This window comes from Pseudomonas sp. MYb185 (genome assembly GCF_002979975.1).
Classification (GTDB): Bacteria; Pseudomonadota; Gammaproteobacteria; order Pseudomonadales; family Pseudomonadaceae; genus Halopseudomonas.
This window is the reverse complement of record NZ_PCQD01000001.1, coordinates 37349-62988: the sequence shown is the minus strand read 5'-3', so window position 1 is coordinate 62988 and position 25640 is coordinate 37349. Positions and strand designations below refer to the sequence as shown.

The following is a 25640-nucleotide window of genomic DNA, read 5'->3' as shown; positions in this document are numbered from 1 at the left end:
AAATCCGGCTTACGGCGCATTACCTGCCCTCCAATACTGGCCTACAACCTGGCTGTTCCGTCAGAGCACCCGCGACACGGGCACCTACATCATGTCGAGACTATCCATTCCAACGTATCGAGCGACACCGTATAGCGCATTAACACCCTGCCGTCAAGACAGAGTCGATACGTTTCGGGAACCGTGCCCGTTGCCGTGCTGCCGACCAGGCAGAATACCCCGCCACAACACGGCAGGCCGCGCAATCCGGGCATATACTGTGGTCAGGTCACCTCACTTACAGGATGTTCGAAGCAGCCCATGGATGCGTCTCCCTACAATCACCCCTCGCAGCAGGCGATCAACGCCCTGCTGGTGGTGGCGCTGTTCGCCTGCCTGGCCGCCGGAACACTCTGGGTCTGGCGCACACTGAGCATTGCCGAACAGCAACAGGGCGCAAAGCTGCTGCAGCAGGAAACCCATATACTGGCGCGCCAGATCGAAACCCACTTCGCCTACCAGAGCAATGCCCTGCAGCGCTTCGCCCAGCGTTGGGAGCTGTATCACCACCAGCGGCCCCTCTGGTACCGGGACGCGGACCGCCTGTTGCACGACTTCGACAACCTGCAGGCCATTGAGTGGCTGGATCCCCATTATCAGCTGCAATGGATCCGCCCGCTGGCGGGCAACGAACAGGCCATCGCCTTTCGCTATCCACCGGACCACCCGAACATGCCCTTTCTGCTCCGCGCCCGGGAACTGAGCCGACCGATCCTCAGCAGCCATTTCGAACTGGTGCAGGGCGGACACGGGCTGGCCTACTATGTGCCGCTGTATCGACAGGCCAGCGGCACCCGGCAATTCGACGGCTACCTCATCGCCATCTTCCGCGTCGAACAGCTGATCAACAGCCTGCTGCGCCGCTTGCCGGTGGAACACATGAGCCTGACGATCAGCGATGGCGCGCAACCGATCTTCCAGCGCAAGCGCGCCGACACCATCGACTCCGCCAGCCAGGTGCAGGCCCGAGTGCAGCTGGGTGACAACAACAATTTCGTCCTGCATACCTATCCCAGCAGGGAGTTGCAGCAGCGCCACAGCACCGCGGTGCCGTTGATCACCCTGGTCAGCGGGCTGCTGGCCAGCCTGCTGCTGTGCTATACATTGTGGCTGGCGCTGCTCGACCTGCATCGGCTGCGCGCCCTGCAGACCAGCAACCGCACCCTGCAAAGTGAAATCGCCCGCCGCCAGCAGGCCGAGGAGGTACTGCAGACCAGCCAGTCACGCCTGCGGCTGATTCTCGACATGACCGACTACAGCCATGATGCACTGTTCATTCTCAGCCTCGACCCGCTGGAAATCGTCTACATGAACCGTACCTGCTGGACCAGCATCGGCTACAGCGGTGAGCAATTGCGCGAAATCATCGCCATCAGCCCGGAGGATGTGATGCCCGGCGCCAGGGAATGGCTGCAGGCATTGCAGCAGCAGGTCATCCAGGGTGACAGCGCGATCTACCAGCGACATATCCGCACCCGCACCGGCAGGCTCATTCCGCTGGAAATCAGCGTGCGCCACATGAACCGCCTGGGGCGCGACTATCTGATCTGCGTCGGCCGCAACAATCGCCAGCAACTGGAGGCCACCGCGCAGTTGGAGAAACTGACCCAGCTCGATGGCCTGACCGGGCTGTTCAATCGGCGCTATTTCGACTCGGCGCTGATGGCGGAATGGCGTCGGCTGCAACGCCAGCAGTTGCCGCTGGGCCTGCTGATGGTCGATGTGGACTACTTCAAGCACTATAACGACACCCTCGGCCACCAGGCCGGTGACGACGCCCTGCGCCAACTGGGCCGCGCACTGCAACTGCATGTGGGCCGTGAAGGGGAGCGGGTATGCCGCTACGGCGGCGAGGAGTTCGCGCTATTGCTGCCCGGTGCCGACCTGCAGCAATGCCGGAAGGTGGCGGAGCTGATCCATGAAGCGGTACGGGCAATGAACATTCATCATGCCGTGGCGCCCGGTAACCGCATGACCGTCAGCATCGGCATCGCCTGCACCCTGCCCGGCACCGACCAGCAGCCCGAAGCGTTGGTCGGCGCGGCTGACCGGGCGCTGTATCAGGCCAAGGCCGCTGGCCGCAACTGCAGCGCCCACGCCGAGCTGGTCAGCTGACTCAGCCCAGGTACAGTTGATAAGCGGGGTTATCGCTCTCGTCCCAATAGGGATAGCCGATCTCCTCCAGCGCCGCCGGTACCTTGCCGCGCTCGGCCTCGGGTACCTGCAGCCCGACCACCACCCGACCGTAGTCGGCACCATGGTTGCGGTAGTGGAACATGGAGATATTCCAGCGCCCACCCAGCTTGTTGAGGAAGTTGAACAACGCGCCGGGACGCTCTGGAAATTCGAAGCGATACACCACCTCGTCCTCCACCTGCACCGAGTGGCCACCCACCATGTGCCGGATATGCAGCTTGGCCAACTCGTTGTCGGTCAGGTCCAGTACCGGAAAATCCTTCTCGAGCAGCCCCGACACCAGCGCCTCGCGCGGATCATTTTCCGGGTGAGTCTGCACACCGACGAAGATGTGAGCCTCCTTGCTGTCATGGTAACGGTAGTTGAATTCGGTGATGGCACGCTTGCCGATGGCCTGGCAAAACGCCTTGAAGCTGCCCGGACGTTCAGGAATGGTCACCGCCAGCAGCGCTTCGCGTTGTTCGCCGATCTCGGCACGCTCGGCGACATGACGCAGGCGGTCGAAGTTGATGTTGGCGCCCGAGTCGATGGCGACCATCACCTTGCCGGTGCAGCCTTCGCGCTCGACGTACTTCTTGATCCCGGCCACGCCCAGGCAGCCGGCCGGTTCGCAGATCGAGCGGGTATCGTCGTAGATATCCTTGATCGCCGCGCACATCTCGTCGGAGGATACGGTGATCACCTCATCGACATATTTCTTGCAGATGTCGAAGGTGTACTTGCCGATCTGCGCCACCGCCACACCATCGGCGAACTGCCCGACCTGGGCCAGGGTGACGCGCCGGCCGCGTTGCAGGGCGGTCTGCAGGCAGTTGGAGTCCTGCGGCTCGACACCGATGACCTTGATCTCCGGGCGCAGGTACTTCACATAGGCGGCGATACCGGCGATCAGCCCGCCCCCGCCCACCGGGACGAAGATGGCATCCAACTGGCCCTGATGCTGGCGCAGGATTTCCATGGCGACGGTGCCCTGGCCGGCAATGGTCTCGGGATCATCATAGGGATGGATGAACACCAGGCCCTTTTCCTTGACCTGCTTCTGCGCGTAGGCCAGCGCCTCATCGAAGGCATCCCCATGCAGCACCACCTTGCCGCCGCGGGCCCGCACCGCCTTGACCTTGATCTCGGGCGTGGTCCGGGGCATCACGATGGTCGCCTTGACGCCCATATGCCGCGCCGCGAATGCCAGCCCCTGGGCATGGTTACCCGCCGAGGCCGCAATCACACCACAGGCACGCTGCTCATCAGTCAGGCTCGCCAGCTTGTTGTAGGCGCCGCGGATCTTGAAGGAAAACACCGGCTGCAGGTCTTCGCGCTTGAGCAGCACGGTATTACCCAGGCGCTCGGAGAGAAAGGCGGCGCGGTGAATGGGGGTCTCGACCGCTACATCGTACACGGGGGAGCAGAGGATTTTCTTTACGTAGCTTTCCAGAGTAGGCATCAGGGTTTCGGCTTGGTGATGAAAACAAAGCGGCCAGTCTAAACGAATCGGGCGCTCCGCGACTACACGCGGCAAGGACAGGGCCGTATAATCGGCTCTTTATTCAAAAGCACAGAGGTAACCGGCATGACCCAGGACGAACTCAAGCGCGCGGTTGGGCAGGCAGCGGTGGAGATTCTGCTGCCCCACCTGGAAGACCAGAGCGTCATTGGGGTCGGCACCGGCTCGACGGCCAACTGTTTCATCGATGCACTGGCGCGGCACAAGGGCATGTTCGACGGTGCGGTAGCCAGCTCCGAGGCCACTGCCCAGCGCCTGAAGCAGCACGGCATCCCGGTCTACGATCTGAACAGCGTGGCGACGCTGGACTATTATGTCGACGGCGCCGATGAGACCAACCGGCATCTGGAGCTGATCAAGGGCGGCGGCGCGGCACTGACCCGGGAGAAGATCGTCGCCGCGGTGGCACGCACCTTCATCTGCATCGCCGACGAAAGCAAGCTGGTCACCACCCTGGGCGAGTTCCCGCTACCGGTGGAGGTGATCCCCATGGCCCGCAGCCATGTGGCCCGGCAGATCGTCCGGCTCGGTGGCGACCCGGTATACCGCGAGGGCGTGGTCACCGATAACGGCAATGTGATTCTGGATGTCCACAATATGCAGATCCATGATCCACGCGGCCTGGAAGAACAGCTCAACGCCATCGTCGGCGTGGTCTGCAATGGTCTGTTCGCTGCGCGACCAGCGGATATCCTGCTGCTCGGCACGGCCACCGGCGTGCAACGCCTGGAACGCACTGCCGGCTGACCTGTCGGCGGCCAAGGCCGCTTCGGTCAGTGGTACTCCGCATAGCGGCTTTCGCTCTTCAGACGGATACGAAAAGCTGCCCCACCCAGCGGCGAGTCGTCCAGGCTCAGCTCGCCGCCATAACTCTCGATGATGTCCTTGACCACCGACAGGCCGATGCCTTGACCCGGGTGCGTGGTATCCAGCCGCTCACCGCGACCGATGATCCGTTGGCGCTGGTCTTCCGGTACCCCCGGGCCATCATCCTCGACCAGCAGATCGTAGATGCCGGCACTGGCCGAGGCACTCACACGGATGTGCGAAATGCTCAGGCGATAGGCGTTCTCCAGCAGATTGCCCAGCAGCTCGAGCAACGCGCCCTCCTCCATCGGTACCCGTAAACCGTCACTGATATCGCATTCCAGCCGAACCGGCTTGTCCCGGTAGACCTTGCCCAACGCGCCACTGAGTCTGGCCACCACGGGCGCCAGCTCGGCCTGATGCTTGACCAGACCACTGCGGCGCAGGCTGGCTCGTTGCAATTGATAGTCGATCTGCTGGCTCATGCGCTCGATCTGATCCTGCAATACCCTGGACTGCTCATTGTGCTGCGGCTCCAGGCGGATGTTTTCCGCCACCGTCTGCAGCACCGCCAGCGGGGTTTTCAGGCTATGTGCCAGATCGGCCAGGGAGTCGCGATAACGTGCCCGCTGCAGACGCTCACTGTCGAGCAGGCGGTTCAGCGAGCGGGTCAGCCGTGCCAGTTCGCTGGGGTGCTGATCGCTCAATGCATCCCTGGCGCCCGCCTCGATCTCGTTGAGTTCGCGACGCACCCCTTTCAGTGATTGAAAACTCCAGGTCAGTCCCAGCCACAGCAGCACCAGCAGAATCAGCAGACCACCACCCAGCCACAGGCGCAGCTTGTGGCGGAAGTCACGCTGCAGGGGGGCGAACTCACTGCTCGGCAACATGGTGACGAAACTCAGCGGCAGTTCATCATCCCCCGCCAGGTGGACCTCCACATCATAGACGTAGAATTCCTTCTGATTGGCATCGCGAATCCGCAGGAAGTCGATACGCCCACCGCTGAAATGGGGCAGATAGTGCAGTTGCTCATCCTCGGTGGAACGCGAATTCCAGATGACATTGCCCTGCACATCATGGACGAAGCCCAACAGCTTGGCCTCGGGCAGATTGAACTCTTCATCAGGCATGCGTTCGGGCATGACCAACTTGCCATTGACCACACTGGCCGCACTGACCAGGGTCGAGGCATCGGCTGCCAGACGCTGCTGAATGATCTGCTCCATGGTCTGGTCAAATACACTCTGCAGTGCCGGCAGCAGTGCCAACACGAACAACATGACAAAGCCGGCAGCACTGAATACCAGCCGGGAGCGCAGCGAGCGGGTCACTGGCACTGCCCGGTAAACAGGTAGCCCTGACCCCGCACCGTTTCGATCAGCTTGGGATTACCCGCCACTTCCAGCTTGCGGCGCAACCGCCCGACCAGCACCTCGATGACATTCGGGTCGCGCTCCTCATCATCCGGATACAGCTGCTCGATCAGCCGTTCCTTGGCGACCACCTGTTGATGGTGGCGCATCAGGTATTCGAGTATCCGGTATTCGAAGGCGGTCAGTTGCACGGGCTGGTCGGCCACGCTGGCCTGCTTGCGGTTCAGGTCCAGCACCAGCGTACCGGCACGGATCTGCGCCTGGACGAAACCCGAGGAGCGTCGCACCAGCGCATTGAGACGTGCCTCCAGCTCTTCGAACTGGAAAGGCTTGACCACGTAGTCGTCAGCCCCGGAAGCCAGTCCCTCGACCTTGTCCTGCCAATTGCCGCGGGCAGTGAGAATCAGGATGGGAAAGGTCCGCCCCATGCTGCGCAGTTGCCGGATCAGATCCAGCCCGCCCATACCAGGCAGGCCAAGGTCGATGATGGCGATGTCGTGATTGAAGTTCTGGGCCTGGAACAGCCCCTCCTCGGCGCTGTCCACAGCATCGACGATATGCCCGATCTCGCCAAAGCGGGTGGACAAGTGATGACGCAATAGCGCCTCGTCTTCGACCAACAGAAGTTTCATACCGCCCTCACACCAAGGCATGCAAACCCGCCCGGCACAGGCCGGGCGGGTTCGGTCACGCCGGAATCAGAAGTGGTAGTTTAAACCGAGATAGGCCTGATCCGAGCTTTTCAGGTCAAACGAACCACCGACACTGCGATCACGGGCGTTGAGGTTGGCATCAGCAGTGGTGCGCAGATAGCGATAGCCGGCTTCCAGCGAGGCATTGGGGCTCAGACGGTGCAGGACACCCGCCTGCAGGCCACCGGCCACACCCAGGTCGCTGTCACGATGGAAGCCCGGGGAGTCCTGTTCCAGCTTGACCAGACCGGCAGTGACACCGCCGAACAGGTTGGTGTTGTCCGCCACCGGCAGGAACAGATCATAGCTGCCGAGCAGGTTCTGCTGGCGCATCTTGTAGCGGTTGGAATAGGTATCGGACACATATTCATAGGTCACGTACATACGCCCGGTGTCATCCTGCATACCACCACGCACACCCCAGGTACCGGAGTTGTTGATGGTGTCGTCCAGACGACGGGTTTCCGGGCTGCCTTTCAGGGCGCTGGAGCGATCGACATTGTTGCTGGTCTCGCCCCAGGTCAGGCCGACGAAGCTGTCCTGGGCCAATGCCGGCAGGCTGGCGAAGGCCAGGCTGGTGCCGACCGCGAGTAGTTTCAGAGTGGTTTTCATTGCTTGCGTCTCCTTGATGACAACGGGAGACAGCATGCCAAATGACAGCTGAACGCGACCTGAACCCCCGCTGAACCTGAGCTGAACGAAGCTCGATCAGCGCCGGGCAGAGCAATAGAGGAGGGAGAGGAGGGAAAGGAAAGGTGTTCTACACAGAAGCGGCGTGGCGGGGAGCATACCCGCCACGCCGTGACATCAGAACAGCACGCGGCAACGAATGGTGCCGTTGACTTCGTTCAGCTTCTTCAGTGCCAGGTCGGAATAGGCGGCATCGACATCGATGACCACGTAACCGACCTTTTCGTTGGTCTGCAGATACTGACCGGAGATGTTGATGCCATTGCTGGCGAACACCTGGTTGATCTCGCTCATCACACCAGGGATGTTCTGGTGGATGTGCAGCAGACGGTGCTTGCCGGGGTGCGACGGCAGCGCCACTTCGGGGAAGTTGACCGAGGTGATGGAGGTACCGTTGTCGCTGTAGCGCACCAGCTTCTCCGCCACTTCCAGACCGATGTTGGCCTGGGCTTCCATGGTCGAACCACCGATGTGCGGCGTCAGCAGGCAGTTGTCGAACTCACGCAGCGGCGAGACGAACTCGTCATTGTTGGAACGCGGCTCAACCGGGAACACATCGATGGCGGCACCGTTGAGGTGCTTGTCGGCCAGTGCCGCCGCCAGCGCGTCGATATCCACCACGGTACCGCGGGCCGCGTTGATCAGGATGCCGCCCTTCTTCATGGCACGGATTTCCTTCTCGCCGATCATCCACTTGGTGGCGGCGGTTTCCGGTACGTGCAGGGTGACGATGTCGGCCATGCCCAACAGCTCGGTCAGCGAGCCGACCTGCTGCGCATTGCCCAGCGGCAGCTTGGTCACCACGTCATAGAAGTACACCTGCATGCCGAGGTTTTCCGCCAGCACCGACAGTTGGGTACCGATGGAGCCGTAACCGATGATACCCAGCTTCTTGCCGCGGATCTCGAAGGAGTTGGTGGCGCTCTTCAGCCAGCCACCGCGGTGGGCAACCGCGTTCTTCTCCGGGATGCCGCGCAGCAGCAGGATGGCCTCAGCCAATACCAGCTCGGCTACCGAGCGGGTGTTGGAATAAGGCGCGTTGAATACGGCGACACCCATTTCCCGCGCTGTTTCCAGGTCGACCTGGTTGGTACCGATACAGAAGCAACCGACGGCCACCAGCTTGTGCGCGTGCGCCAGCACCTCAGCGGTCAGCTGCGTGCGGGAACGGACGCCGATGAAATGCGCATCGGCAATGGCTTCCTTGAGCTGTTCTTCGGGGAGGGAGCCGGTGTGATAATCGATATTGGTGTAACCGGCTGCCGTAAGCGTGTCAACGGCAGTCTGGTGCACACCCTCGAGGAGCAGAAACTTGATTTTGCTTTTGTCCAGCGAGGTTTTAGCCATGTGTCAGTTACCCGTAATGCTGATGTATGATGGTCCGTCAGGTTTTTCGGCGTTTTCTCAGTCGGAGACCTGTTTCGGAAGCCGCATATGCTAGCATAATCTCCCTTTTTCAGATGCCTGTGCAGCGTGAAATCTGTTCAGGCACCGCATGAATTCTGTTTGAGAGCCGCCATGACCCCAGAAGCCATAATCGAAACCCTGAAAACGCTGGTTGACGCCGACAAGGTACGCACCGATAGCGAGTCGCTGACCACCTGGGGACGGGACTGGACCAAGCAGTTCGAACCGGCACCGCTGGCCATCGTGTTTCCCAAGAGCATCGAGCAGGTGCAGGCGGTGGTACGCTTTGCCAATGAGCACAAGCTGGCGCTAACGCCCTCGGGCGGCCGCACCGGGCTGTCCGCTGCGGCGGTGGCGGCCAACGGCGAGATCGTGGTGTCCTTCGACTACATGAACCGGATTCTCGACTTCAACCTCTTCGATCGCACCGTGACCTGTCAGCCTGGGGTGGTCACCGCCCAGCTGCAGCAGTACGCCGAGGAACAGGGCCTGTACTACCCGGTGGACTTCGCCTCCGCCGGCTCCAGCCAGATCGGCGGCAACATCGGCACCAACGCCGGCGGTATCAAGGTGATCCGCTACGGCATGACCCGCAACTGGGTCGCCGGCCTCAAGGTGGTAACCGGTAGCGGCGAGCTGCTGGAGCTGAACAAGGGTCTGGTGAAGAACGCCACCGGCTATGATCTGCGCCAGCTGTTCATCGGCGCCGAGGGTACCCTGGGCTTCGTGGTCGAGGCGACCATGCGTCTGGAGCGGGCACCGAAGAACCTCACTGCCATGGTGCTCGGCACCCCGGACTTCGACTCCATCATGCCGGTATTGCACGCCTTCCAGAGCAAGCTGGATCTGACCGCCTTCGAATTCTTCTCCGACAAGGCCATGGCAAAAGTGCTGGCCCGCGGCGACGTGCCGGCGCCATTCGAAACCGATTGCCCGTTCTATGCGCTGCTGGAGTTCGAAGCGGTCAGCGAGGACATCGCCAACCAGGCACTGGCCACCTTCGAGCATTGCGTGGAACAGGGCTGGGTACTGGATGGCGTGATGAGCCAGAGCGAGCAGCAGCTGCAGAACCTGTGGAAGCTGCGCGAGTTCATCTCCGAAACCATCTCCCACTGGACCCCGTACAAGAACGACATCTCGGTCACCATCAGCCAGGTGCCGGCCTTCCTGCGCGACATCGACGCCATCGTCGGTGAGCACTACCCCGATTTCGAGATCGTCTGGTTCGGCCATATCGGCGATGGCAACCTGCACCTGAACATCCTCAAGCCCGACGCCATGCCCAAGGAAGAATTCTTCGCCAAGTGCGCCAGCGTCAACCAGTGGGTATTCGATATAGTGCAGCGCTACAACGGCTCGATCTCCGCCGAACACGGCGTTGGCATGACCAAGCGCGACTACCTGGGCTACAGCCGCAGCGCCGAGGAAATCGCCGTGATGAAGGCGGTCAAGGCGGTATTCGACCCCAACGGCATCATGAACCCGGGCAAGATCTTCGCTGACTGAGAGACCACCATGACCTATCAGCACCAGTACATCGACGGCACTACCCTCCCCCTGGCCATGGGCAAGGTGGTCTGCGTGGGACGCAACTACGCCGAACACGCCCGCGAGTTGAACAACCCGGTACCCAGCGAACCCCTGCTGTTCATCAAGCCGTCCACCTCGGTAGTGCCGCTGACTGAGGGCTTCCGCCTGCCCAGCGGGCGCGGCGCGGTGCATTATGAAACGGAAATCGCCCTGCTGATCGGCGCGCCACTGTCCGGCATCGTCAGCCCGGCGGATGCCGCCGCTGCCATCGCCGGGGTCGGCCTGGCGCTGGACCTGACCCTGCGCGAATTGCAGGATCAACTCAAGACCAAGGGCCATCCCTGGGAACGCGCCAAGGCCTTCGATGCCGCCTGCCCGCTGTCGCGCTTTGTCCGTCCCGAGCAGGCACCGGCACTGAATGACATTCCGCTGCAGTTGACCATCAACGGCGAACTGCGCCAGCACGGTAACAGCGCGGACATGATCACTCCGATCATTGCCCTGCTACAGCATATTGCCGGGGTATTCAGCCTGCTGCCGGGCGACGTGGTGATCACCGGAACCCCGGCCGGCGTCGGCGTACTGAATACCGGCGACCAGCTGGAGCTGGCCATTCCCGGTGTATTGCAGCAGACCACGCAGGTACTCGCCTGAGCGCCACCCGGCGCTAGTGTTCGGAAACAAGGAGAGCGTCATTTGAAGCGTTATCTGCTGCCGGCAGCCCTGATGCTGTTGCTGCTGGTCGCCGGGGGCACCCTGCGCTATCTGCACCTGGATGTTCTGCTGTGGCAGAACTGGAAGCTGAACCGCCAACCGATGCCCGAACAGGCCTTCAACCTGGGACGCTACCGGGTGGACATCGAAGCCCTGTCGATTCCCGAGCTGGAAGATGACCTGTCCGCGCTGACCTACAACAGCGACAGCGATACCCTGTTCGGCCTGCTCAATGGCGAACCGCTGATCGTCGAGCTGAGCCTGGATGGCCAGTTGCTGCGCCGCATCCGGGTCAGCGGCGTATCCGATATGGAAGGACTCACCCATATCGATGGCAATCGCTATGTGATTGCCGAGGAACACCGGCGCCGGCTGCTGCAGATCGAGATTCCGGCCGATGCCCAGGAGCTGGATGTCAGTGGTGCACCGAGCCTGACCATCGCCCTCGGCGACAGCGACAACAAGGGTCTGGAAGGCCTGTCCTGGGATGAACAGCGCCAGCGCCTGCTGATAGTCAAGGAACGGGACCCGCTACAGGTACTGGTGGTCACTGGCTTCGCCGACCAGACCGGCGGCTCGTCGGAGATCAGCATCAGCCTGGAACCGACCCTGGCGCCAGCCGACCTGTTCATGCGCGACCTGTCGTCCCTGACCCTGGATAGCTCAACCAGGCATCTGCTGCTGCTCAGCGACGAGTCGCACATGGTGGTGGAGTACGGCGCCGACGGTCAGCCTCTCAGCCTGCTGGGGCTATGGCGCGGCATGAGCGGGCTGCGCAACACCGTGCCTCAGGCCGAGGGGCTGGCCGTGGACAGCCAGCGGCGGGTATACGTGGTCAGCGAGCCGAATCTGTTCTACCGATTCGTCCCGCGGCAGGAGTAGGACTCACCCCCCTCCCCTTGGGCCTAGTCATCCAGCAACGCAGCCAGTTGCTCCAGCTCGTTCTCGTTGAATACCCGGACGCCGTGGCGGCGCAACGCCGCCGCGGTGACGCCCTCGCCAACCACCCGCGTGCCGCTGAAGCTGCCATCGTAGGTTTCATGATTGCCACAAGACGGGCTGCGCGCCTTGAGCACGGCATAGCGAATCCCATACTGCCCGGCCAGCTCAACGGCGGCGGTAGCGCCAGCAATGAAGGCGGCCGTCACATCCTGCCCCTCGATATCCACCACAGGTACCTGACCATTCAGCACCGCAGCGCCCTGTCCGCCGGGAATCTCCGCTGGCGCTCGCGGTGTCGGCAGCCCGCCGCTGACTTCCGGGCACAACGTAACGATGCGGCCCTGGGCTTGCCAGCGCTGCAGCAGGTCATTCGGATCGTAGCTGCCGCCGTCGTAACGGACCGGGTGCCCCAGCAGGCAACGACTGACCAGGATCTTCTGCATGATCGCCTCAGAGCAGCAAGGGGTTGTCCGGCCGGCGACGGAACCAGCCCACCAGGCTGGCGCGCTCACGCTGCGCCTGGAGCACCTCGTGGGGCAGGCTGTCGCTCATGAATACCGCCAGCGTACCAGCCCGCGGCGGTACATCGATACAGCCCTCCGGCAGATGCAGGCGCAACTCGCCACCATCCCCCGGCTGCCATTGGCTGTTGAGATAGAGCACCACCGAGACAGTACGCAGCGGGTTGTCCTTGAATCTGTCCACGTGCCGCTGATAGCCGGCGCCGGGCGGGTACAGCGCATAATGGGTCTCGAAACTGTCCAAGCCGAGGAACAGGGTCCGGTTGAGGGTCTCGCGCAGCCGGTCCATGGCCTCGAGATAGGCCGTGGTGGCATCACAGGGTGGGCAATCGTCCAGCCAGCGGATATGATCGCCACGCACCTGCGGCAGCACCAACTGCTCACCGCTACGACCAACCGCGGCCGGTTTCAATGCTGCGCTGGCCCATAGCGAACGGCAGTTGTGCTCCAGCTCGCCGAGCAGTTCGGCAGGCAGGGCACTCTCGGTTATCGACCAGCCCTGCAGGGCCAGGCAATCAGCCACATGGACCAGACGGTCTACCGCAGCAGCAGGGAACTCGGGCATCATCATCATACTCAAATCGGGATGGCAGCTCTGCCTGGCCACGGACGTGGCAAGGCGGACAAGACCCGGTATCCCAGGTGCCGATAGTGTAAAACGATTACTGAACGCTGCCGATATTTTTCTGACTCCCACCCTTGCGAGGCTCCATGCATCTAACCCCCCTGCGTTTTGTCGTATTACTGCTCGCTGGCCTGCTGTTCAGCCTGCAGGCCAGCGCCAACCCTGACCAGCTGTATCAGGCCAGTGGCATGGCCAAGCATCAGGACCACTTCCAGGCAGCGCTGTCCAGCGCGCAGCAGCGCTACAGCCAGCAACTGCCACCGGCGCTGCAGGAAACCCTGATCCGCAACAGCAACCAGCGTTTCGAACAGCAGGGCATGCATGACCGGGCCCAGGCACGACTGGCGTTGACGCTGGATGCGGCGAATATCCAGCAGGCATTGACCTTCTTCAATAGTCCGCTGGGGACGAAGATAGTTGCAGTGGAAACCCAGGCCAGCTCCCCGGCCTCGGTTGCTAGCATGCAGCGCGGCCTGCCGGTACAGCAGCTCAGTGCCGAACGCCGCGCGCTGATCGAGCGACTGGCGACGCAGTTGCCGGCCCTGGAGCTGGGTGTGGAAGTGTCCACCGCACTGACCGGGCTGGCGGCGCAGAGTGCCAACGATCTGCTCGGCGGGCTGATGAACATCCCCCAGCAGGCCGGCAGCGGCGGACGTGAACGCCTGCGTCAGCAGATGCGCCCCAACCTGCCCAATACCCTGGCCTATATCTATCGTGATCTGGACGATGACCAACTGACCCGGTTCGCCGAATGGAGCGAGTCATCGGCTGGCCAGGCGTTCTACCGGGCAACCGAACAGGCCGTACGGGATGCACTGAATCCCTGATTGGTATTGTTTGTCGAGGGCCTGCAAGGAGCAGGTTGGCCGGCAGGGCCGTGCCGACACGCCGTGAACCCATCCCTGGGGGCTCGCGGTTGCCATCCCTGGCAACCGACGGTCGGCACAACCCTGCCGGCCAACCTGCTCCGGAACCTTCCATGCTGCGGATGGTTTCAAACCCTCAGCCACACCAATACTGGCACCTTTGCGCCGGGAGCAGCCTACCTGCGACCGTTTGATGCCAGGGATGGCATCAACGAGCCTACAGGGATGTATTCACGGCGTGTCGCAGGTAGGCTGCTCCCGGCGCAAAGGAGACTAGGAACATGAAACAGACTATGTAACCGCCAACTCCAGCCTAATAACCCAACCGGTCACCCAACCAGTCGAGGTACTGCTGCCGCAATCCGGCCTGTTCGTTGGCCAGGTGATGACGGGCTTCGGGCAGGTAGAACAGCTCCGGCCCGTCGAACTTCTCCTGCAGCACCTTGATGTTGTGCTGCCAGTCCACGGTTCCATCGGCCTGGCCCTGCACGATCAGCGGCTTGTGCTCGGTCGGCACGGCGGTCTCGATGCGGGGAATCCACTTGTCCAGCGCCTGTACCCAGGCCACCGGCAGCACCTGGGGCTGCAGCGGGTCATGCTGGCGAATGAATTCGAGAAAGTCGCCATCCGTGGAGTTGTCGGTAAAGCGCCGCCCCAGTTGCTGGATGAAGCCACCGAGCAATTTGAGACTGAACTGGGAAACGCCCCACTGCTTCGGTCGTACCAGAGGCGCCATGAGGATCGTCTGCCCGGCCTGCTCCGGCATGGGGCCATGCAGCAGCCGGTCGATCAGAATGGCACCGCCGGTACTCTGGCCGAGGAAATGCCAGGGCGCCGACAACCGCCATAGGCGAGCCTGCTCGAACACCCCATCGAGCACCTGCTGATAACGCAGGAAGCAGTCGATGCTGGCGCGTTCGCCACTGGACAGGCCATGCCCGGGCAGGTCGAATGCCAAGACCGCCAGGCGGTGACTCAGCGCCCAGCGGATGAGATGGCGATACAGGCCCATATGATCATAGTAGCCATGCAGGATGACCAGCGTGCCGCGCGGAGCCGAGGGACGCCAGACCTGCACCGCCAGATCGAAGCCATCCACCGCGATGTGCCCCAGGTGCTGTTCGACTTCGGCGCTGAAGTCGATGCCATAGTAGGCAGCATACTGCCTGGCGGCCGGATTGAATGGCTGACCCAATTGAAGCTCAGGCAACCGTTCTACGAGTGAATCTAGAAACCTCTGGTCCATTAACATCCCGGTGCGCCTTGGGGCGGTAGACGGGTAAAAGTCTGCCGCTTTGGTCTGAATTCGGAACAATTCCATGTTTTGAACATGCTTTGCAAGTGATCATCGTGTAACATGCTGCGTCTCCAAATGCCACGTCCTTATGCGCCAGGCGCAGATCTCAGTAGAGTGAGGGGTTTTCATGAGTGAACGCATCCAAGTCGGTGATCTTCAGATTGCCAAGGTTCTTTTCGACTTCATCAATGAGCAGGCTATCCCCGGTACTGGCGTGCAAGCCAACGCCTTCTGGTCCGGCGTGGATACGCTGATTCATGATCTGGCTCCGAAGAACCGTGCCCTGCTGAGCAAGCGTGACGACCTCCAGGCCCAGATCGACAGTTGGCACCAGCAGCGTGCCGGCCAGCCCCATGATGCCGCCGCCTACAAGAGCTTCCTCCAGGAAATCGGCTATCTGCTGCCCGAACCAGCCGACTTCAAGGTCACCACCGCCAACGTCGATGAAGAGATCGCCCACATGGCCGGTCCGCAGCTGGTGGTGCCCATCATGAACGCCCGCTTCGCCCTCAACGCCGCCAATGCGCGCTGGGGCTCCCTGTATGACGCCCTGTATGGCACCGATGCCATCAGCGAGGCTGGCGGTGCCGAAAAAGGCCCGGGCTACAACCAGGTCCGCGGCGACAAGGTCATTGCCTTCGCCCGCGCATTCCTTGATGAGGCAGCACCGCTGGCCAAAGGTTCCCATACCGATGCCACAGCTTACTCCATCGACAATGGCCAACTGGTCGTTGCGCTCAAGGATGGTAGCCAGACCGGCCTGAAAGACGCCGCCAGGTTCATCGCCTACCAGGGCGAGGCGGCAGCACCCAAGGCCGTACTGCTGAAAAACAACGGCTTGCACTTCGAGATCCAGATCGACCGTTCCAGCCCCATCGGCCAGACCGATGCCGCCGGGATCAAGGACGTGCTGATGGAAGCTGCCATCACCACCATCATGGATTGCGAAGACTCCACCGCCGCGGTTGATGCGGACGACAAGACCGTGGTCTACCGCAGCTGGCTGGGCCTGATGAAAGGTGACCTGGCCGAGCAGGTCAGCAAGGACGGCAAGACCTTCACCCGGACCATGAACCCGGATCGTGTCTACACCAAGGCCGATGGTTCCGAGCTGACCCTGCATGGTCGTTCCATGCTGTTCATCCGCAACGTCGGGCACCTGATGACCAACGACGCCATCATCGACAAGAATGGTTTCGAAGTGCCGGAAGGCATCATGGACTGCGTGTTCACCGGCCTGATCGCGCTGCACAACCTCAAGGGCAACACCACCCGCGCCAACAGCCGCGAAGGTTCGATGTACATCGTCAAACCGAAGATGCATGGCCCCGAGGAAGTCGCTTTCGCCAACGAACTGTTCAACCGCGTTGAAGATGTGCTCGGCGTTGCGCGCAACACCCTGAAAATCGGCATCATGGACGAGGAGCGCCGCACCACCGTCAACCTGAAAGCCTGCATCCAGGCGGCCAGCGAGCGTGTGGTGTTCATCAACACCGGCTTCCTCGACCGTACCGGTGACGAGATCCACACCTCCATGGAAGCCGGCCCGGTAGTACGCAAGGCCGCCATGAAGGCCGAGAAGTGGATCGGCGCCTATGAAAACTGGAACGTCGACCATGGTCTGGCCTGCGGCCTGTCCGGTCGCGCACAGATCGGCAAGGGCATGTGGGCCATGCCCGACCTGATGGCCGACATGCTGGAACAGAAGATCGGCCACCCGATGGCCGGTGCCAACACCGCCTGGGTTCCCTCGCCTACCGCTGCGACCCTGCATGCCCTGCACTACCACAAGGTCAATGTGTTCGAGCGTCAGCAGGAACTGGCCAAGCGCACCTTCGCCTCGGTGGACGACATTCTCACCATCCCGCTGGCCAAGGACACCAACTGGAGCGAGGCAGAGAAGCAGAACGAGATCGACAATAACGTCCAGGGTATTCTCGGCTACGTGGTACGCTGGATCGACCAGGGCGTCGGCTGCTCCAAGGTACCGGATATCAATGACGTCGGCCTGATGGAAGACCGCGCAACCCTGCGTATTTCCAGCCAGCTGCTGGCCAACTGGCTGCGCCACGGCATCATCACCCAGGACCAGGTGATCGAAAGCATGCGGCGCATGGCCGAGGTGGTCGACCGGCAGAACGCTGGCGATGCCGCCTACCGGCCGATGGCGCCGAACTTCGATGACAGCGTGGCCTTCCAGGCCTCGCTGGAACTGATCCTCGAAGGCACCAAACAGCCCAATGGCTATACCGAGCCGGTTCTGCACCGCCGCCGCCGCGAGTACAAGGCCAAATACGGCCGCTGATACCCGCTGCACCACCAGAACCCCGGCCCAGGCCGGGGTTCTGCATTTTCGGCTACGATAAAACCAGCTGTAGCGGGTGGAACATGTGGCAGCCGCCCCGGTCAGACTGGCTATGGACATCGACAACCTGATCGACCTGCTGCAATGGCCAGCCATGCTGATCACACTGATCGCCGCCTGGCTGGTCGGCTCGCGCAGCCGCGCCAAACGCTGCGCCGGCTTCATCTGTTTCATCCTGAGCAATGTACTGTGGGTCATCTGGGGCTGGCATTCCCATGCCTGGGCACTGATCGTGCTGCAGCTGGGTCTGTTTCTGATGAACCTGCGCGGTACCCGCAAGAATGCCCTGCCGGCCAAGGGTTGAGCATCACCGGCTGGGCAGGAAACGGGGCGTCAATGACACCCCGTCCGGAGGAGCCGGCTGGGCTCAGTCCTGTGCTGCTGTCGGCGCGTAGTCCTTGAATTGCACCGAGATCGAACGGACCCCGTCCGAGGGCCAGTTCGGCACATTGATCACCTGATCAGCACCGCCACCACGTGGCTGCAGGCGAACCTCGATGGTCTCGCTGGCCTGTGGCGAAGCGGGCAGGAACAGGTCCAGGCCGGACATGAAGGGCAAACGGTGGAACAGCGGATCCGGGGCAGCCAGGTTGCTGCGTTGGTCGCTGTCGCGGTCATGCAGGAACAGGCTGCTCAGGCGTTGCAACAGCGGAGCGGTCAGTTCGGTCACCACCTCGACGTCGTTCACCGTCAAGCGGTCGTTATTGTCGCCTTGATCCCCCCACAACTCCTTGTCCCGGCCGATGATGATGTTGGTATGCGCAGCACTGCGATGCAGATATTGGCCGACACCGGTTCCCGGCAACGAGGTGTTCAGACGCACCAGAAAGCTGTCCTGCCCGTAGCCTTCACGGTAGAAGTACTGATCGTTACCCGGCTCGGGGTGCAGCAAGGCGTACTCATGGGTGGCATCCCTGTTGATGCGCACAGGTCCCCAGGCCCCGTCAGCATCAATCTGGTGTCGATACAGCGGCACATCACTGAGCCGCAGGCCGGTATTCGGATCGCTCTCGTAGATTTCCAGAGTCATGCCCTCTGCGCCGATATTTTCCGGAAAGATATGGGCCTTGCCGGCGATCCACACCTGCTCCCCTTCGGCCTGCGGAATGATGCTGGTCTCGGGTGCTTCGCCATTGAAGAAGCGATACATGCGCTCGAAGGAGTCCGCCGAGGTGGCAACCTCGATGTGGCCTACCGGCGCCTCTGCGGGCGGATAGACGTTCTCCGCGCCGACCACGCTGCGATCGACATACTGCCCCCACAGTGCCAGGGTGGGCACATTACCCGGCAAATGATCCACCTCGGTGCCGTCCACACTGACATAACGGCCTACCTTGGCGGCATTTTCCTCCTCGGAGAGATACACCAGACTGACCCGGGTTCCCATGGAATGGCCGACCAGGTTTATCTTCTGCGCCCCGGTGCTGAGCAGCAACTGATCGATGATGGCATTGATCTTCGCGTTACGCGCCGCCGCCTGCTCGGGATCGAAGGGGTCCTGTCCCGTTGCGGTGTTGTACTCATAGACCGCAACATGCTCCAACGGATAGCCATTGGCGCGGAAACGCTGGGCCTGGGATTCGAACTGGGAGGCCGAGCCGGCGCCACCATGAATGAACAGCACCGGCAAACGCTGATGGTTCAGCTCGGCGCCGTCCAGTTGTGCCAACGAGTCCTGCAGATGCTGCCAGGCCTGCAGCCGTCCGCGTGGCGATCGCTGCCTGGCAGCGGCATTCTCGTCGAACACACCTGCCTGATTGAGGCTGGCGACAAGACCGGCCATGACCTGCTCGAATACCTCGTCATCGCCGAAATCCAGCTCCTCCAGGCGATGCTGTTGCACATATTCGGCCACCGCCTGGTCAATCTCGGCGCTGATCTGAATACCATTGACCAGGTTGCCATCGGCATCCAGGCTCTGCAGCAGGCGGGCGATATTCACCACCGCCGCATCCGCCGGATCAGCGTCCGGCACCAACTCCACCGGAGTGATGAGCTCCTGCCCTGCGGCCGAGCCCAAGCGAATGCCACCGACCGCAAAACTGACGCTCTCCCCCGGCCGATACTCGAAGGTACCCGCAGCATCTGTCATGCCCTGCTGGCTGGCGGTGGAGAAACTCAGCCCGGCTACCACGCTGTCGACGAATATCCCCTGGCTCAGTTCGCCGGAGCGGGAGCTGGAGCCCGAGCCGGAAAAGCACCCGGCCAGCAAAGTCAATGCGATGCCCACCGCCGGCGTGCGCAATCCACGCGCCGCGGTCAAAACTCTTGTATTCCTATCCATTGCATACCTTTCAATGACTTATTGTTATTGATGAAACGGTCGCCTGACGAGGTGTGGGTCAAGTCTTCCGGCAGCTGAAGCGCCCGGACACCAAGACACCCAGGGCAATTGACCGGACATGAAGCATAACTGCGAACTGAATCACAAATAACTGAATAAACAGAATGAATGTTCACTCATTATAAATGGCCGCCGTGCCTATTGCCGGTTTCATGCTCAGAAGGGAGTGGGGAAATCGGAAGAAGGGTTGGCCTGGGCCGGCAGACCGGTCAGTCTGCCGGCCGTTGCAATGTATCGACCAGCGCGGCCAGGCGCTGCTGGGTGAGGCGCAGTTGCTCCGTCTGCTGAATCTGCGGTACGCATAACGCCAGCGCGGTCATCAACAGCAGCTCCTGCGCGTCACTGCCTGGGTAGCGCGCCCGGGATTCGGCCAGTTTCTCCTGCAGCAGCAGGATCGCCTGCTGAAACAGCGGATCCTCGTCTTCGTTGATGCGAAACGAGTATTCCCGCCCGAGAAAGCTGGCTACCCGAACATTGCTCATGCGTCGCTGCTGACGCCGCTGCGCTGCAGAATGGCCTGCAGACGGGTCAACGTGGAGCCCAGTTGTTCTTCCTGCTCCATGGCCGCCAATTGCAGACTGTCATTTTCTTCCTTGAGCTGGCGCAGCTCCTGTTCGAGGCGACTGATGCTCTCGGTCTGTGACTGATTCTGCTGCAGCAGTTCGCCAACCAATCGTTCAAGCTGAGTGAGCGTAGTTTCAAGCATGCCTTACCCCCTGGAAAAAGCCGCAGAGCATATAGCAAAGCGTGCGCCACGGCCAGCCGCGGCACTCTGCCAGCCCCGGCCAGCTCAGGCCGGCATCGGCGCATGCAGACGCAGGAACAGCTCTACGATATCGGCGACGTGCTGGTGGCGCTCCTGATCCGACATGATCTGGGCGTAGCCGATCAGCAGACGGAAGTGATGGTCTCCCTTGAGCAGGGAGAAAAACCGCCGGGCGGCCTCCGGCGGCTCATCGATGCACAGATCACCCCGCTCCTCGGCCTGCCCCAGGAACTGCGCCATGCCATCGCACACCCGCTGCGGCCCGACTTCGTAGAACAGTTGCGCCAGCTTGATGTCCTGCCCCGCCATGCTCACCAGCAGCCGGTGCAAGGCGATGGACTCGGGACTGTTGATCAGACGGCAGAAGGCATCGCCGATCCGTTGCAGGGCACAGCGCATATCCCCCGACTGGGGATAGTCGAAGAACAGGTCCGGCAGTTGCGCTTCACAGACTGCCCTGATCGCCGCTGCGTACAGGGTCTCCTTGTCGGTGAAATGGCTGTATACGGTCAGCTTGGAGACGCCGGCCTCGGCGGCAATGGCATCCATGCTGGTGCCTTCGTAGCCACTGTCCAGGAACAGCTGCTGGGCTGCCAACAGAATGGCCTCGCGCTTGGCTGGGTCCTTGGGGCGCCCAGGACCGGCGTTTTGAACAATTTTCTCTGACATTAGGCTTTTAATACTGGACTGGCGGGTTTGCTATTTCTACTATACCCATTAGTTCAGTTATTCCCAATACCTTGCGACAGGCTTCCGATCATGCTCCGTCCTGTTCTTTCCCTCGCCCTTGTGTTCACCCTCGGCTCACTGCTGACGGCGTGCAGCGATCCCGAACCGGTTACCCAGCAGCCGCGCCCGGCGCTGGTGATCCAGCCCGAGCCCGCCACCGCCCAGGTACAGAGTTACCCCGGCGAAGTGCGTGCGCGCTTCGAGCCGGAGTTGGCATTTCGCATCGGTGGCAAGGTGAGCAAGCGGCTGGTCGATGTCGGCGATCGGGTACGCAAGGATCAGCCGCTGGCCGAGCTGGATGCCGAAGATGTGCGCCTGCAGCTGGAAGCGGCACGCGCCCAGGTAGCTGCTGCGCAGGCCAACCTGACCCTGGCGCAGGCCGAACGCGACCGCTACCGCACCCTGCTCGAACGGCAAATGATCAGTTCCTCACAGTACGACAATGCCGAGAATACCTACCGCTCGGCAGCAGCGCGCCTGAAGCAGGCCCGCGCCGAGTTCGACGTGGCCGACAATCAGGCGACCTACAGCGTGCTGCGCGCCCCCCAGGACGGGGTGATCGCACACCGCGCGGTGGAAGTCGGCCAGGTGGTCTCCGCCGGCCAGACGGTACTGGTGCTGGCCGCTGATGGCGAGCGCGAGGTGTTGATCAGCCTGCCGGAAAACAGTCTCGGCCACCTGGTGATCGGCCAGCCAGTGGAAGTACAGCTGTGGTCGCGCCCCGACCAGCGGTTTGCCGGCAGCCTGCGCGAACTGTCGCCGGCCGCCGACCCGCAGTCGCGTACCTTCGCCGCGCGGGTCAGCTTCGTCGCCGAGGGCAGCGGCGTGGAAGTCGGCCAGAGCGCCAGGGTATTCATCCAGAACCCCGACCAGGTCGCGCTCGCGGTACCACTGTCGGCGGTCAGTTCGGAGACGGGCCAGAGCTTCGTCTGGGTGATCGATCCGCAGACCCGCACGGTGCACCGCCGGCCGGTGCATATGGGCACCTATCAGCATGAGCGGGTCAGCATCCTCGATGGCCTGGCCGCCAATGACTGGGTGGTTGCCGCTGGCGTGCACATGCTGCTCGAAGGCCAGCAGGTGCATCCGGTAGACCGGGACAATCGCAGCATCGCACTCGGCGGGGAGTAGCGCATGACCTTCAACCTCTCCGCCTGGGCGCTGCGCAACCGCCAGATCGTGCTGTATTTCATGCTGGTGCTGTCAGTCGCCGGCTTCCTGTCCTACGGCCAACTGGGCCAGAGCGAGGACCCGCCGTTCACCTTCAAGGCCATGGTCATCCGCACCGCCTGGCCGGGCGCTACCGCCGAGGAGGTGGCGCGCCAGGTATCCGACCGTATAGAACAGAAGGTCATGGAGACCGGCGCCTACCAGCAGGTGGTGTCCTACTCCCGGCCCGGCGAATCAACCATCACCTTCGTCGCCCTGGACAGCATGAAGGCCGGGGAGATACCCGAGCTGTGGTACCAGTTGCGCAAGAAGGTCGGCGACATCCGCCACACCCTGCCGCCGGATATCGTCGGGCCGTTCTATAACGACGAGTTCGGTACCACCTTCGGCAACATCTACGCGCTGACCGGCGATGGCTTCGACTACGCCGTGCTCAAGGACTATGCCGAACGCCTGCAGCTGCAACTGCAGCGCATCCGGGATGTCGGCAAGGTGGAACTGATCGGCGTGCAGGACGAGAAGATCTGGGTCGAGATCTCCAACCTCAAGCTGGCTACTCTGGGGCTGCCGCTGGCGGCGGTGCAGCAGGCGCTGCAGGAGCAGAACAGTCTGCGTGAGGCAGGCTTCTTCGAAACGCCGAAGGAACGGGTACGCCTGCGCGTCTCCGGCCAGTTCGAGAGCGTCGATCAGATCCGCGCATTCCCGATCCGCGTCGGTGACCGCACCTTCCGTATCAGCGACGTAGCCGAGGTCTATCGCGGCTTCAACGATCCGATGGCACCGCGTATGCGCTTCATGGAGCAGGATGCGCTGGGACTGGCGGTGTCGATGAAAGCCGGGGGCGACATCCTGGCGCTGGGCAATACCCTGGAAGCCGAGTTCGAGCGCATGAGCCGGACGCTGCCGGTCGGCATGCAGTTGCACAAGGTGTCCGACCAACCCGAGGCGGTGCGTGACAGCGTCGGCGAGTTCGTCAAGGTACTGGCCGAGGCGGTGACCATCGTACTGCTGGTCAGCTTCTTCTCCCTCGGCCTGCGCACCGGTCTGGTGGTCGCCCTGTCGATTCCGCTGGTACTGGCGATGACCTTCACGGTGATGAACTATCTCGACATCGGCCTGCACAAGATCTCCCTGGGTGCGCTGGTGCTGGCCCTGGGCTTGATGGTGGACGATGCGATCATCGCCGTGGAGATGATGGTGATCAAGATGGAGCAGGGCTTCGACCGGGTCAAGGCGGCCAGTTTCGCCTGGACCAGCACCGCCTTCCCGATGCTCACCGGCACGCTGATCACCGCTGCCGGCTTCCTGCCGATCGCCACCGCCGCCTCCGGGGTCGGCGAGTACACCCGCGCGATCTTCCAGGTGGTGACCATCGCCCTGCTGGTGTCCTGGATCGCGGCGGTGATCTTCGTGCCTTACCTGGGCTACAACCTGTTGCCGGACATGGCCAAGCTGCATGCCAAGAAGCACGGTGGCGATCCGCGCGGCCACGACCCCTATGCCACGCCCTTCTACCAGCGGGTGCGCAGCACGGTGCAGTGGTGCGTGGCCCATCACTGGCTGGTGATCGGCATGACCGTGGCGCTGTTCATCGGCTCGATCCTGCTGTTCCGCCTGGTGCCACAGCAGTTCTTCCCGCCGTCCGGCCGGCTGGAACTGATGGTCGACCTGACGCTCGCCGAAGGGTCTTCGCTCAAGGCCACCGAAGCCCAGGCGCTGCGCCTGGAACAGCGCCTGCGCGAGCATCCCGGGGTCGACAACTTCGTCGCCTATGTCGGTACCGGTTCACCGCGTTTCTACCTGCCGCTGGACCAGCAACTGCCGGCCACCAATTTCACCCAGTTCGTGGTCAAGGCCAAGTCCATCGATGATCGCGAGCAGATACGCAAGTGGTTGATGGACATGCTGGACACTGAATTCCCCGAACTGCGCGCGCGCATCTCGCGTCTGGAAAACGGCCCACCGGTAGGTTATCCGATCCAGTTCCGCGTCTCCGGTGAGCATATCGAGGAGGTGCGGCGTATTGCCCGCGAGATCGCCACCCAGGTACGCGACAACCCGGCGGTGAGCAATGTGCACCTGAACTGGGAAGAGCCGAGCAAGGTGGTGTACCTGGACATCGACCAGGAACGCGCCCGGGCCATGGGCCTGAGCACCAGCGACGTATCGGGCTTTCTTGCCAGCCAGCTGACCGGCAGCTCGGTCAGCCAGTTCCGCGAGGGTGATGAGCTGATCGAGATCCTGCTGCGCGGCACCCCCCAGGAACGCGAAGCACTGCAGCAACTGCCGAGCCTGGCGATCCCCACCGGCGATGGGCGCAGCGTCGCGCTGGAGCAGGTCGCCACCCTGGAGTATGGCTTCGAGGAAGGGGTCATCTGGCGCCGTGACCGCTTGCCCACGGTGACCGTACGCGGTGATATCCACGGTCCGGAGCAGCCCGCCAGCCTGGTCCAGCAGATCATGCCCTCATTGCAGCCGATCCGCGCCGAACTGCCCGATGGCTACCGCCTGGAGACGGGCGGCACGATGGAGGATTCGACCCGCGGCCAGAAATCCATCATGCAGGGGCTGCCCTTGCTCGGGCTGGTGGTGATGACCCTGTTGATGGTGCAACTGCGCAGCATCTCGCGCTCGATCATGGTATTTCTCACCGCACCGCTGGGGCTGATCGGCGTGACCCTGTTCCTGCTGGCCTTCGGCGAGCCCTTCGGCTTCGTCGCCATGCTCGGCAGCATCGCGCTGTCGGGCATGATCATGCGTAACTCGGTGATCCTGGTCGATCAGATCGAACAGGATATCGCCGCCGGACATGATCGCTGGCACGCCATCATCGATGCCACGGTGCGCCGCTTCCGGCCCATCGTCCTGACCGCGCTGGCGGCGATCCTGGCGATGATCCCGCTGTCGCGCAGCGTGTTCTTCGGGCCGATGGCGGTGGCGATCATGGGCGGTCTGACGGTGGCCACAGCGCTCACGCTGCTGTTTCTACCAGCACTGTACGCCGCCTGGTTCCGCGTCGACGAAGGCGAGTCCCGGGCCTGAGCCTGATGGCACTCGCCCGGT

22 protein-coding genes are annotated in these 25640 nt (G+C 62.4%); 10 read left to right on the top strand and 12 right to left on the bottom strand.

What is annotated here, in order from left to right; all coding sequences use genetic code 11:
- The first annotated feature begins 300 nt into the window (after window positions 1-300).
- On the top strand, window positions 301-2154 hold the full coding sequence (locus tag CQ007_RS00285) for a diguanylate cyclase (RefSeq protein ID WP_105642923.1): 1854 nt from the start codon (window positions 301-303) through the stop codon (window positions 2152-2154).
- A 1-nt stretch (window position 2155) separates the two neighbouring features.
- Here CQ007_RS00285 and ilvA read toward each other — a convergent pair whose 3' ends face one another.
- Window positions 2156-3676: a threonine ammonia-lyase, biosynthetic gene (gene ilvA, locus CQ007_RS00280; RefSeq protein ID WP_105642922.1), complete on the bottom strand. Its 1521-nt coding sequence runs from the start codon at window positions 3674-3676 to the stop codon at window positions 2156-2158.
- 126 nt (window positions 3677-3802) lie between these two features.
- Here ilvA and rpiA point away from each other — a divergent pair, with 126 nt between their 5' ends.
- Entirely contained in the window at window positions 3803-4483 is a 681-nt protein-coding gene (gene rpiA / locus CQ007_RS00275) for a ribose-5-phosphate isomerase RpiA (protein WP_105642921.1), read from the top strand.
- A gap of 26 nt (window positions 4484-4509) precedes the next feature.
- Here rpiA and CQ007_RS00270 read toward each other — a convergent pair whose 3' ends face one another.
- From CQ007_RS00270 to serA, 4 genes are all read right to left on the bottom strand, one after another.
- Window positions 4510-5877, bottom strand: a complete 1368-nt coding sequence (locus CQ007_RS00270; RefSeq protein WP_177424231.1) for an ATP-binding protein — start codon at window positions 5875-5877, stop codon at window positions 4510-4512.
- The gene (locus CQ007_RS00265) at window positions 5874-6551 is read right to left on the bottom strand and encodes a winged helix-turn-helix domain-containing protein (RefSeq protein WP_105642920.1); all 678 of its coding nucleotides are present in this window, start codon (window positions 6549-6551) and stop codon (window positions 5874-5876) included. The genes CQ007_RS00270 and CQ007_RS00265 overlap by 4 nt, the downstream gene beginning before the upstream one ends.
- Before the next feature lie 66 nt (window positions 6552-6617).
- Window positions 6618-7223 (bottom strand): outer membrane beta-barrel protein, encoded by a 606-nt coding sequence (locus CQ007_RS00260; protein ID WP_105642919.1) that lies wholly within the window; start codon window positions 7221-7223, stop codon window positions 6618-6620.
- A gap of 195 nt (window positions 7224-7418) precedes the next feature.
- Entirely contained in the window at window positions 7419-8648 is a 1230-nt protein-coding gene (gene serA, locus CQ007_RS00255; RefSeq protein ID WP_105642918.1) for a phosphoglycerate dehydrogenase, read from the bottom strand.
- 171 nt (window positions 8649-8819) lie between these two features.
- On the opposite strand from serA, the gene CQ007_RS00250 reads away from it, so the two are divergent.
- Genes CQ007_RS00250 through CQ007_RS00240 form a run of 3 tightly spaced genes read left to right on the top strand, consistent with a single transcriptional unit; the run spans window position 8820 to window position 11834 of the window.
- Complete coding sequence (locus CQ007_RS00250) at window positions 8820-10214, top strand: FAD-binding oxidoreductase (protein ID WP_105642917.1); 1395 nt, start codon at window positions 8820-8822, stop codon at window positions 10212-10214.
- A 9-nt stretch (window positions 10215-10223) separates the two neighbouring features.
- Window positions 10224-10892, top strand: coding sequence for a fumarylacetoacetate hydrolase family protein (locus tag CQ007_RS00245; protein WP_105642916.1), 669 nt, complete (start codon window positions 10224-10226; stop codon window positions 10890-10892).
- Window positions 10893-10934: 42 nt separating this feature from the next.
- Entirely contained in the window at window positions 10935-11834 is a 900-nt protein-coding gene (locus CQ007_RS00240; RefSeq protein WP_105642915.1) for an SdiA-regulated domain-containing protein, read from the top strand.
- A gap of 23 nt (window positions 11835-11857) precedes the next feature.
- Here CQ007_RS00240 and CQ007_RS00235 read toward each other — a convergent pair whose 3' ends face one another.
- Both CQ007_RS00235 and CQ007_RS00230 read right to left on the bottom strand, forming a co-directional pair.
- A complete protein-coding gene (locus CQ007_RS00235) occupies window positions 11858-12337 on the bottom strand; it encodes a DUF523 domain-containing protein (protein ID WP_105642914.1) in 480 nt (159 codons plus the stop codon).
- Window positions 12338-12344: 7 nt separating this feature from the next.
- Window positions 12345-12989 carry a 2OG-Fe(II) oxygenase gene (locus CQ007_RS00230; RefSeq protein ID WP_371919772.1) on the bottom strand — a complete coding sequence of 215 codons (645 nt, stop codon included), beginning with the start codon at window positions 12987-12989 and terminating at the stop codon, window positions 12345-12347.
- A 137-nt stretch (window positions 12990-13126) separates the two neighbouring features.
- On the opposite strand from CQ007_RS00230, the gene CQ007_RS00225 reads away from it, so the two are divergent.
- Window positions 13127-13867, top strand: coding sequence for a DUF2059 domain-containing protein (locus CQ007_RS00225; RefSeq protein WP_105642913.1), 741 nt, complete (start codon window positions 13127-13129; stop codon window positions 13865-13867).
- A gap of 352 nt (window positions 13868-14219) precedes the next feature.
- On the opposite strand, the gene CQ007_RS00220 is transcribed toward CQ007_RS00225, so the two are convergent.
- Window positions 14220-15152, bottom strand: a complete 933-nt coding sequence (locus CQ007_RS00220; RefSeq protein ID WP_105642912.1) for an alpha/beta hydrolase — start codon at window positions 15150-15152, stop codon at window positions 14220-14222.
- A gap of 178 nt (window positions 15153-15330) precedes the next feature.
- On the opposite strand from CQ007_RS00220, the gene CQ007_RS00215 reads away from it, so the two are divergent.
- Both CQ007_RS00215 and CQ007_RS00210 read left to right on the top strand, forming a co-directional pair.
- On the top strand, window positions 15331-17508 hold the full coding sequence (locus tag CQ007_RS00215) for a malate synthase G (protein WP_105642911.1): 2178 nt from the start codon (window positions 15331-15333) through the stop codon (window positions 17506-17508).
- Between the two features lie 112 nt (window positions 17509-17620).
- The gene (locus CQ007_RS00210; RefSeq protein WP_218278812.1) at window positions 17621-17872 is read left to right on the top strand and encodes a hypothetical protein; all 252 of its coding nucleotides are present in this window, start codon (window positions 17621-17623) and stop codon (window positions 17870-17872) included.
- 63 nt (window positions 17873-17935) lie between these two features.
- Here the strand turns inward: CQ007_RS00210 and CQ007_RS00205 are convergent, their stop codons facing one another.
- From CQ007_RS00205 to CQ007_RS00190, 4 genes are all read right to left on the bottom strand, one after another.
- Complete coding sequence (locus CQ007_RS00205; protein WP_158256690.1) at window positions 17936-19831, bottom strand: alpha/beta fold hydrolase; 1896 nt, start codon at window positions 19829-19831, stop codon at window positions 17936-17938.
- A gap of 290 nt (window positions 19832-20121) precedes the next feature.
- Window positions 20122-20394 (bottom strand): cell division protein ZapA, encoded by a 273-nt coding sequence (locus tag CQ007_RS00200; protein ID WP_105642909.1) that lies wholly within the window; start codon window positions 20392-20394, stop codon window positions 20122-20124.
- Complete coding sequence (locus CQ007_RS00195) at window positions 20391-20618, bottom strand: hypothetical protein (protein ID WP_105642908.1); 228 nt, start codon at window positions 20616-20618, stop codon at window positions 20391-20393. Before CQ007_RS00195 ends, CQ007_RS00200 begins: the two co-directional genes overlap by 4 nt.
- Window positions 20619-20702: 84 nt before the next feature.
- Window positions 20703-21347, bottom strand: a complete 645-nt coding sequence (locus CQ007_RS00190; RefSeq protein ID WP_105642907.1) for a TetR/AcrR family transcriptional regulator — start codon at window positions 21345-21347, stop codon at window positions 20703-20705.
- A gap of 90 nt (window positions 21348-21437) precedes the next feature.
- Between CQ007_RS00190 and CQ007_RS00185 the strand changes: the two genes are divergently transcribed.
- Both CQ007_RS00185 and CQ007_RS00180 read left to right on the top strand, forming a co-directional pair.
- Window positions 21438-22538, top strand: coding sequence for an efflux RND transporter periplasmic adaptor subunit (locus CQ007_RS00185; protein ID WP_105642906.1), 1101 nt, complete (start codon window positions 21438-21440; stop codon window positions 22536-22538).
- Between the two features lie 3 nt (window positions 22539-22541).
- Entirely contained in the window at window positions 22542-25619 is a 3078-nt protein-coding gene (locus CQ007_RS00180; RefSeq protein WP_105642905.1) for an efflux RND transporter permease subunit, read from the top strand.
- Window positions 25620-25640 lie beyond the last annotated feature (21 nt).

Coding starts and splice junctions, on each gene's coding strand:
- CQ007_RS00285 (WP_105642923.1), top strand. CDS start 301: ATGGATGCGTCTCCCTACAATCACCCCTCGCAGCAGGCGATCAACGCC.
- ilvA (WP_105642922.1), bottom strand. CDS start 3,676: ATGCCTACTCTGGAAAGCTACGTAAAGAAAATCCTCTGCTCCCCCGTG.
- rpiA (WP_105642921.1), top strand. CDS start 3,803: ATGACCCAGGACGAACTCAAGCGCGCGGTTGGGCAGGCAGCGGTGGAG.
- CQ007_RS00265 (WP_105642920.1), bottom strand. CDS start 6,551: ATGAAACTTCTGTTGGTCGAAGACGAGGCGCTATTGCGTCATCACTTG.
- CQ007_RS00260 (WP_105642919.1), bottom strand. CDS start 7,223: ATGAAAACCACTCTGAAACTACTCGCGGTCGGCACCAGCCTGGCCTTC.
- serA (WP_105642918.1), bottom strand. CDS start 8,648: ATGGCTAAAACCTCGCTGGACAAAAGCAAAATCAAGTTTCTGCTCCTC.
- CQ007_RS00250 (WP_105642917.1), top strand. CDS start 8,820: ATGACCCCAGAAGCCATAATCGAAACCCTGAAAACGCTGGTTGACGCC.
- CQ007_RS00245 (WP_105642916.1), top strand. CDS start 10,224: ATGACCTATCAGCACCAGTACATCGACGGCACTACCCTCCCCCTGGCC.
- CQ007_RS00235 (WP_105642914.1), bottom strand. CDS start 12,337: ATGCAGAAGATCCTGGTCAGTCGTTGCCTGCTGGGGCACCCGGTCCGT.
- CQ007_RS00230 (WP_371919772.1), bottom strand. CDS start 12,989: ATGATGATGATGCCCGAGTTCCCTGCTGCTGCGGTAGACCGTCTGGTC.
- CQ007_RS00225 (WP_105642913.1), top strand. CDS start 13,127: ATGCATCTAACCCCCCTGCGTTTTGTCGTATTACTGCTCGCTGGCCTG.
- CQ007_RS00220 (WP_105642912.1), bottom strand. CDS start 15,152: ATGGACCAGAGGTTTCTAGATTCACTCGTAGAACGGTTGCCTGAGCTT.
- CQ007_RS00215 (WP_105642911.1), top strand. CDS start 15,331: ATGAGTGAACGCATCCAAGTCGGTGATCTTCAGATTGCCAAGGTTCTT.
- CQ007_RS00210 (WP_218278812.1), top strand. CDS start 17,621: ATGGACATCGACAACCTGATCGACCTGCTGCAATGGCCAGCCATGCTG.
- CQ007_RS00200 (WP_105642909.1), bottom strand. CDS start 20,394: ATGAGCAATGTTCGGGTAGCCAGCTTTCTCGGGCGGGAATACTCGTTT.
- CQ007_RS00195 (WP_105642908.1), bottom strand. CDS start 20,618: ATGCTTGAAACTACGCTCACTCAGCTTGAACGATTGGTTGGCGAACTG.
- CQ007_RS00190 (WP_105642907.1), bottom strand. CDS start 21,347: ATGTCAGAGAAAATTGTTCAAAACGCCGGTCCTGGGCGCCCCAAGGAC.
- CQ007_RS00185 (WP_105642906.1), top strand. CDS start 21,438: ATGCTCCGTCCTGTTCTTTCCCTCGCCCTTGTGTTCACCCTCGGCTCA.
- CQ007_RS00180 (WP_105642905.1), top strand. CDS start 22,542: ATGACCTTCAACCTCTCCGCCTGGGCGCTGCGCAACCGCCAGATCGTG.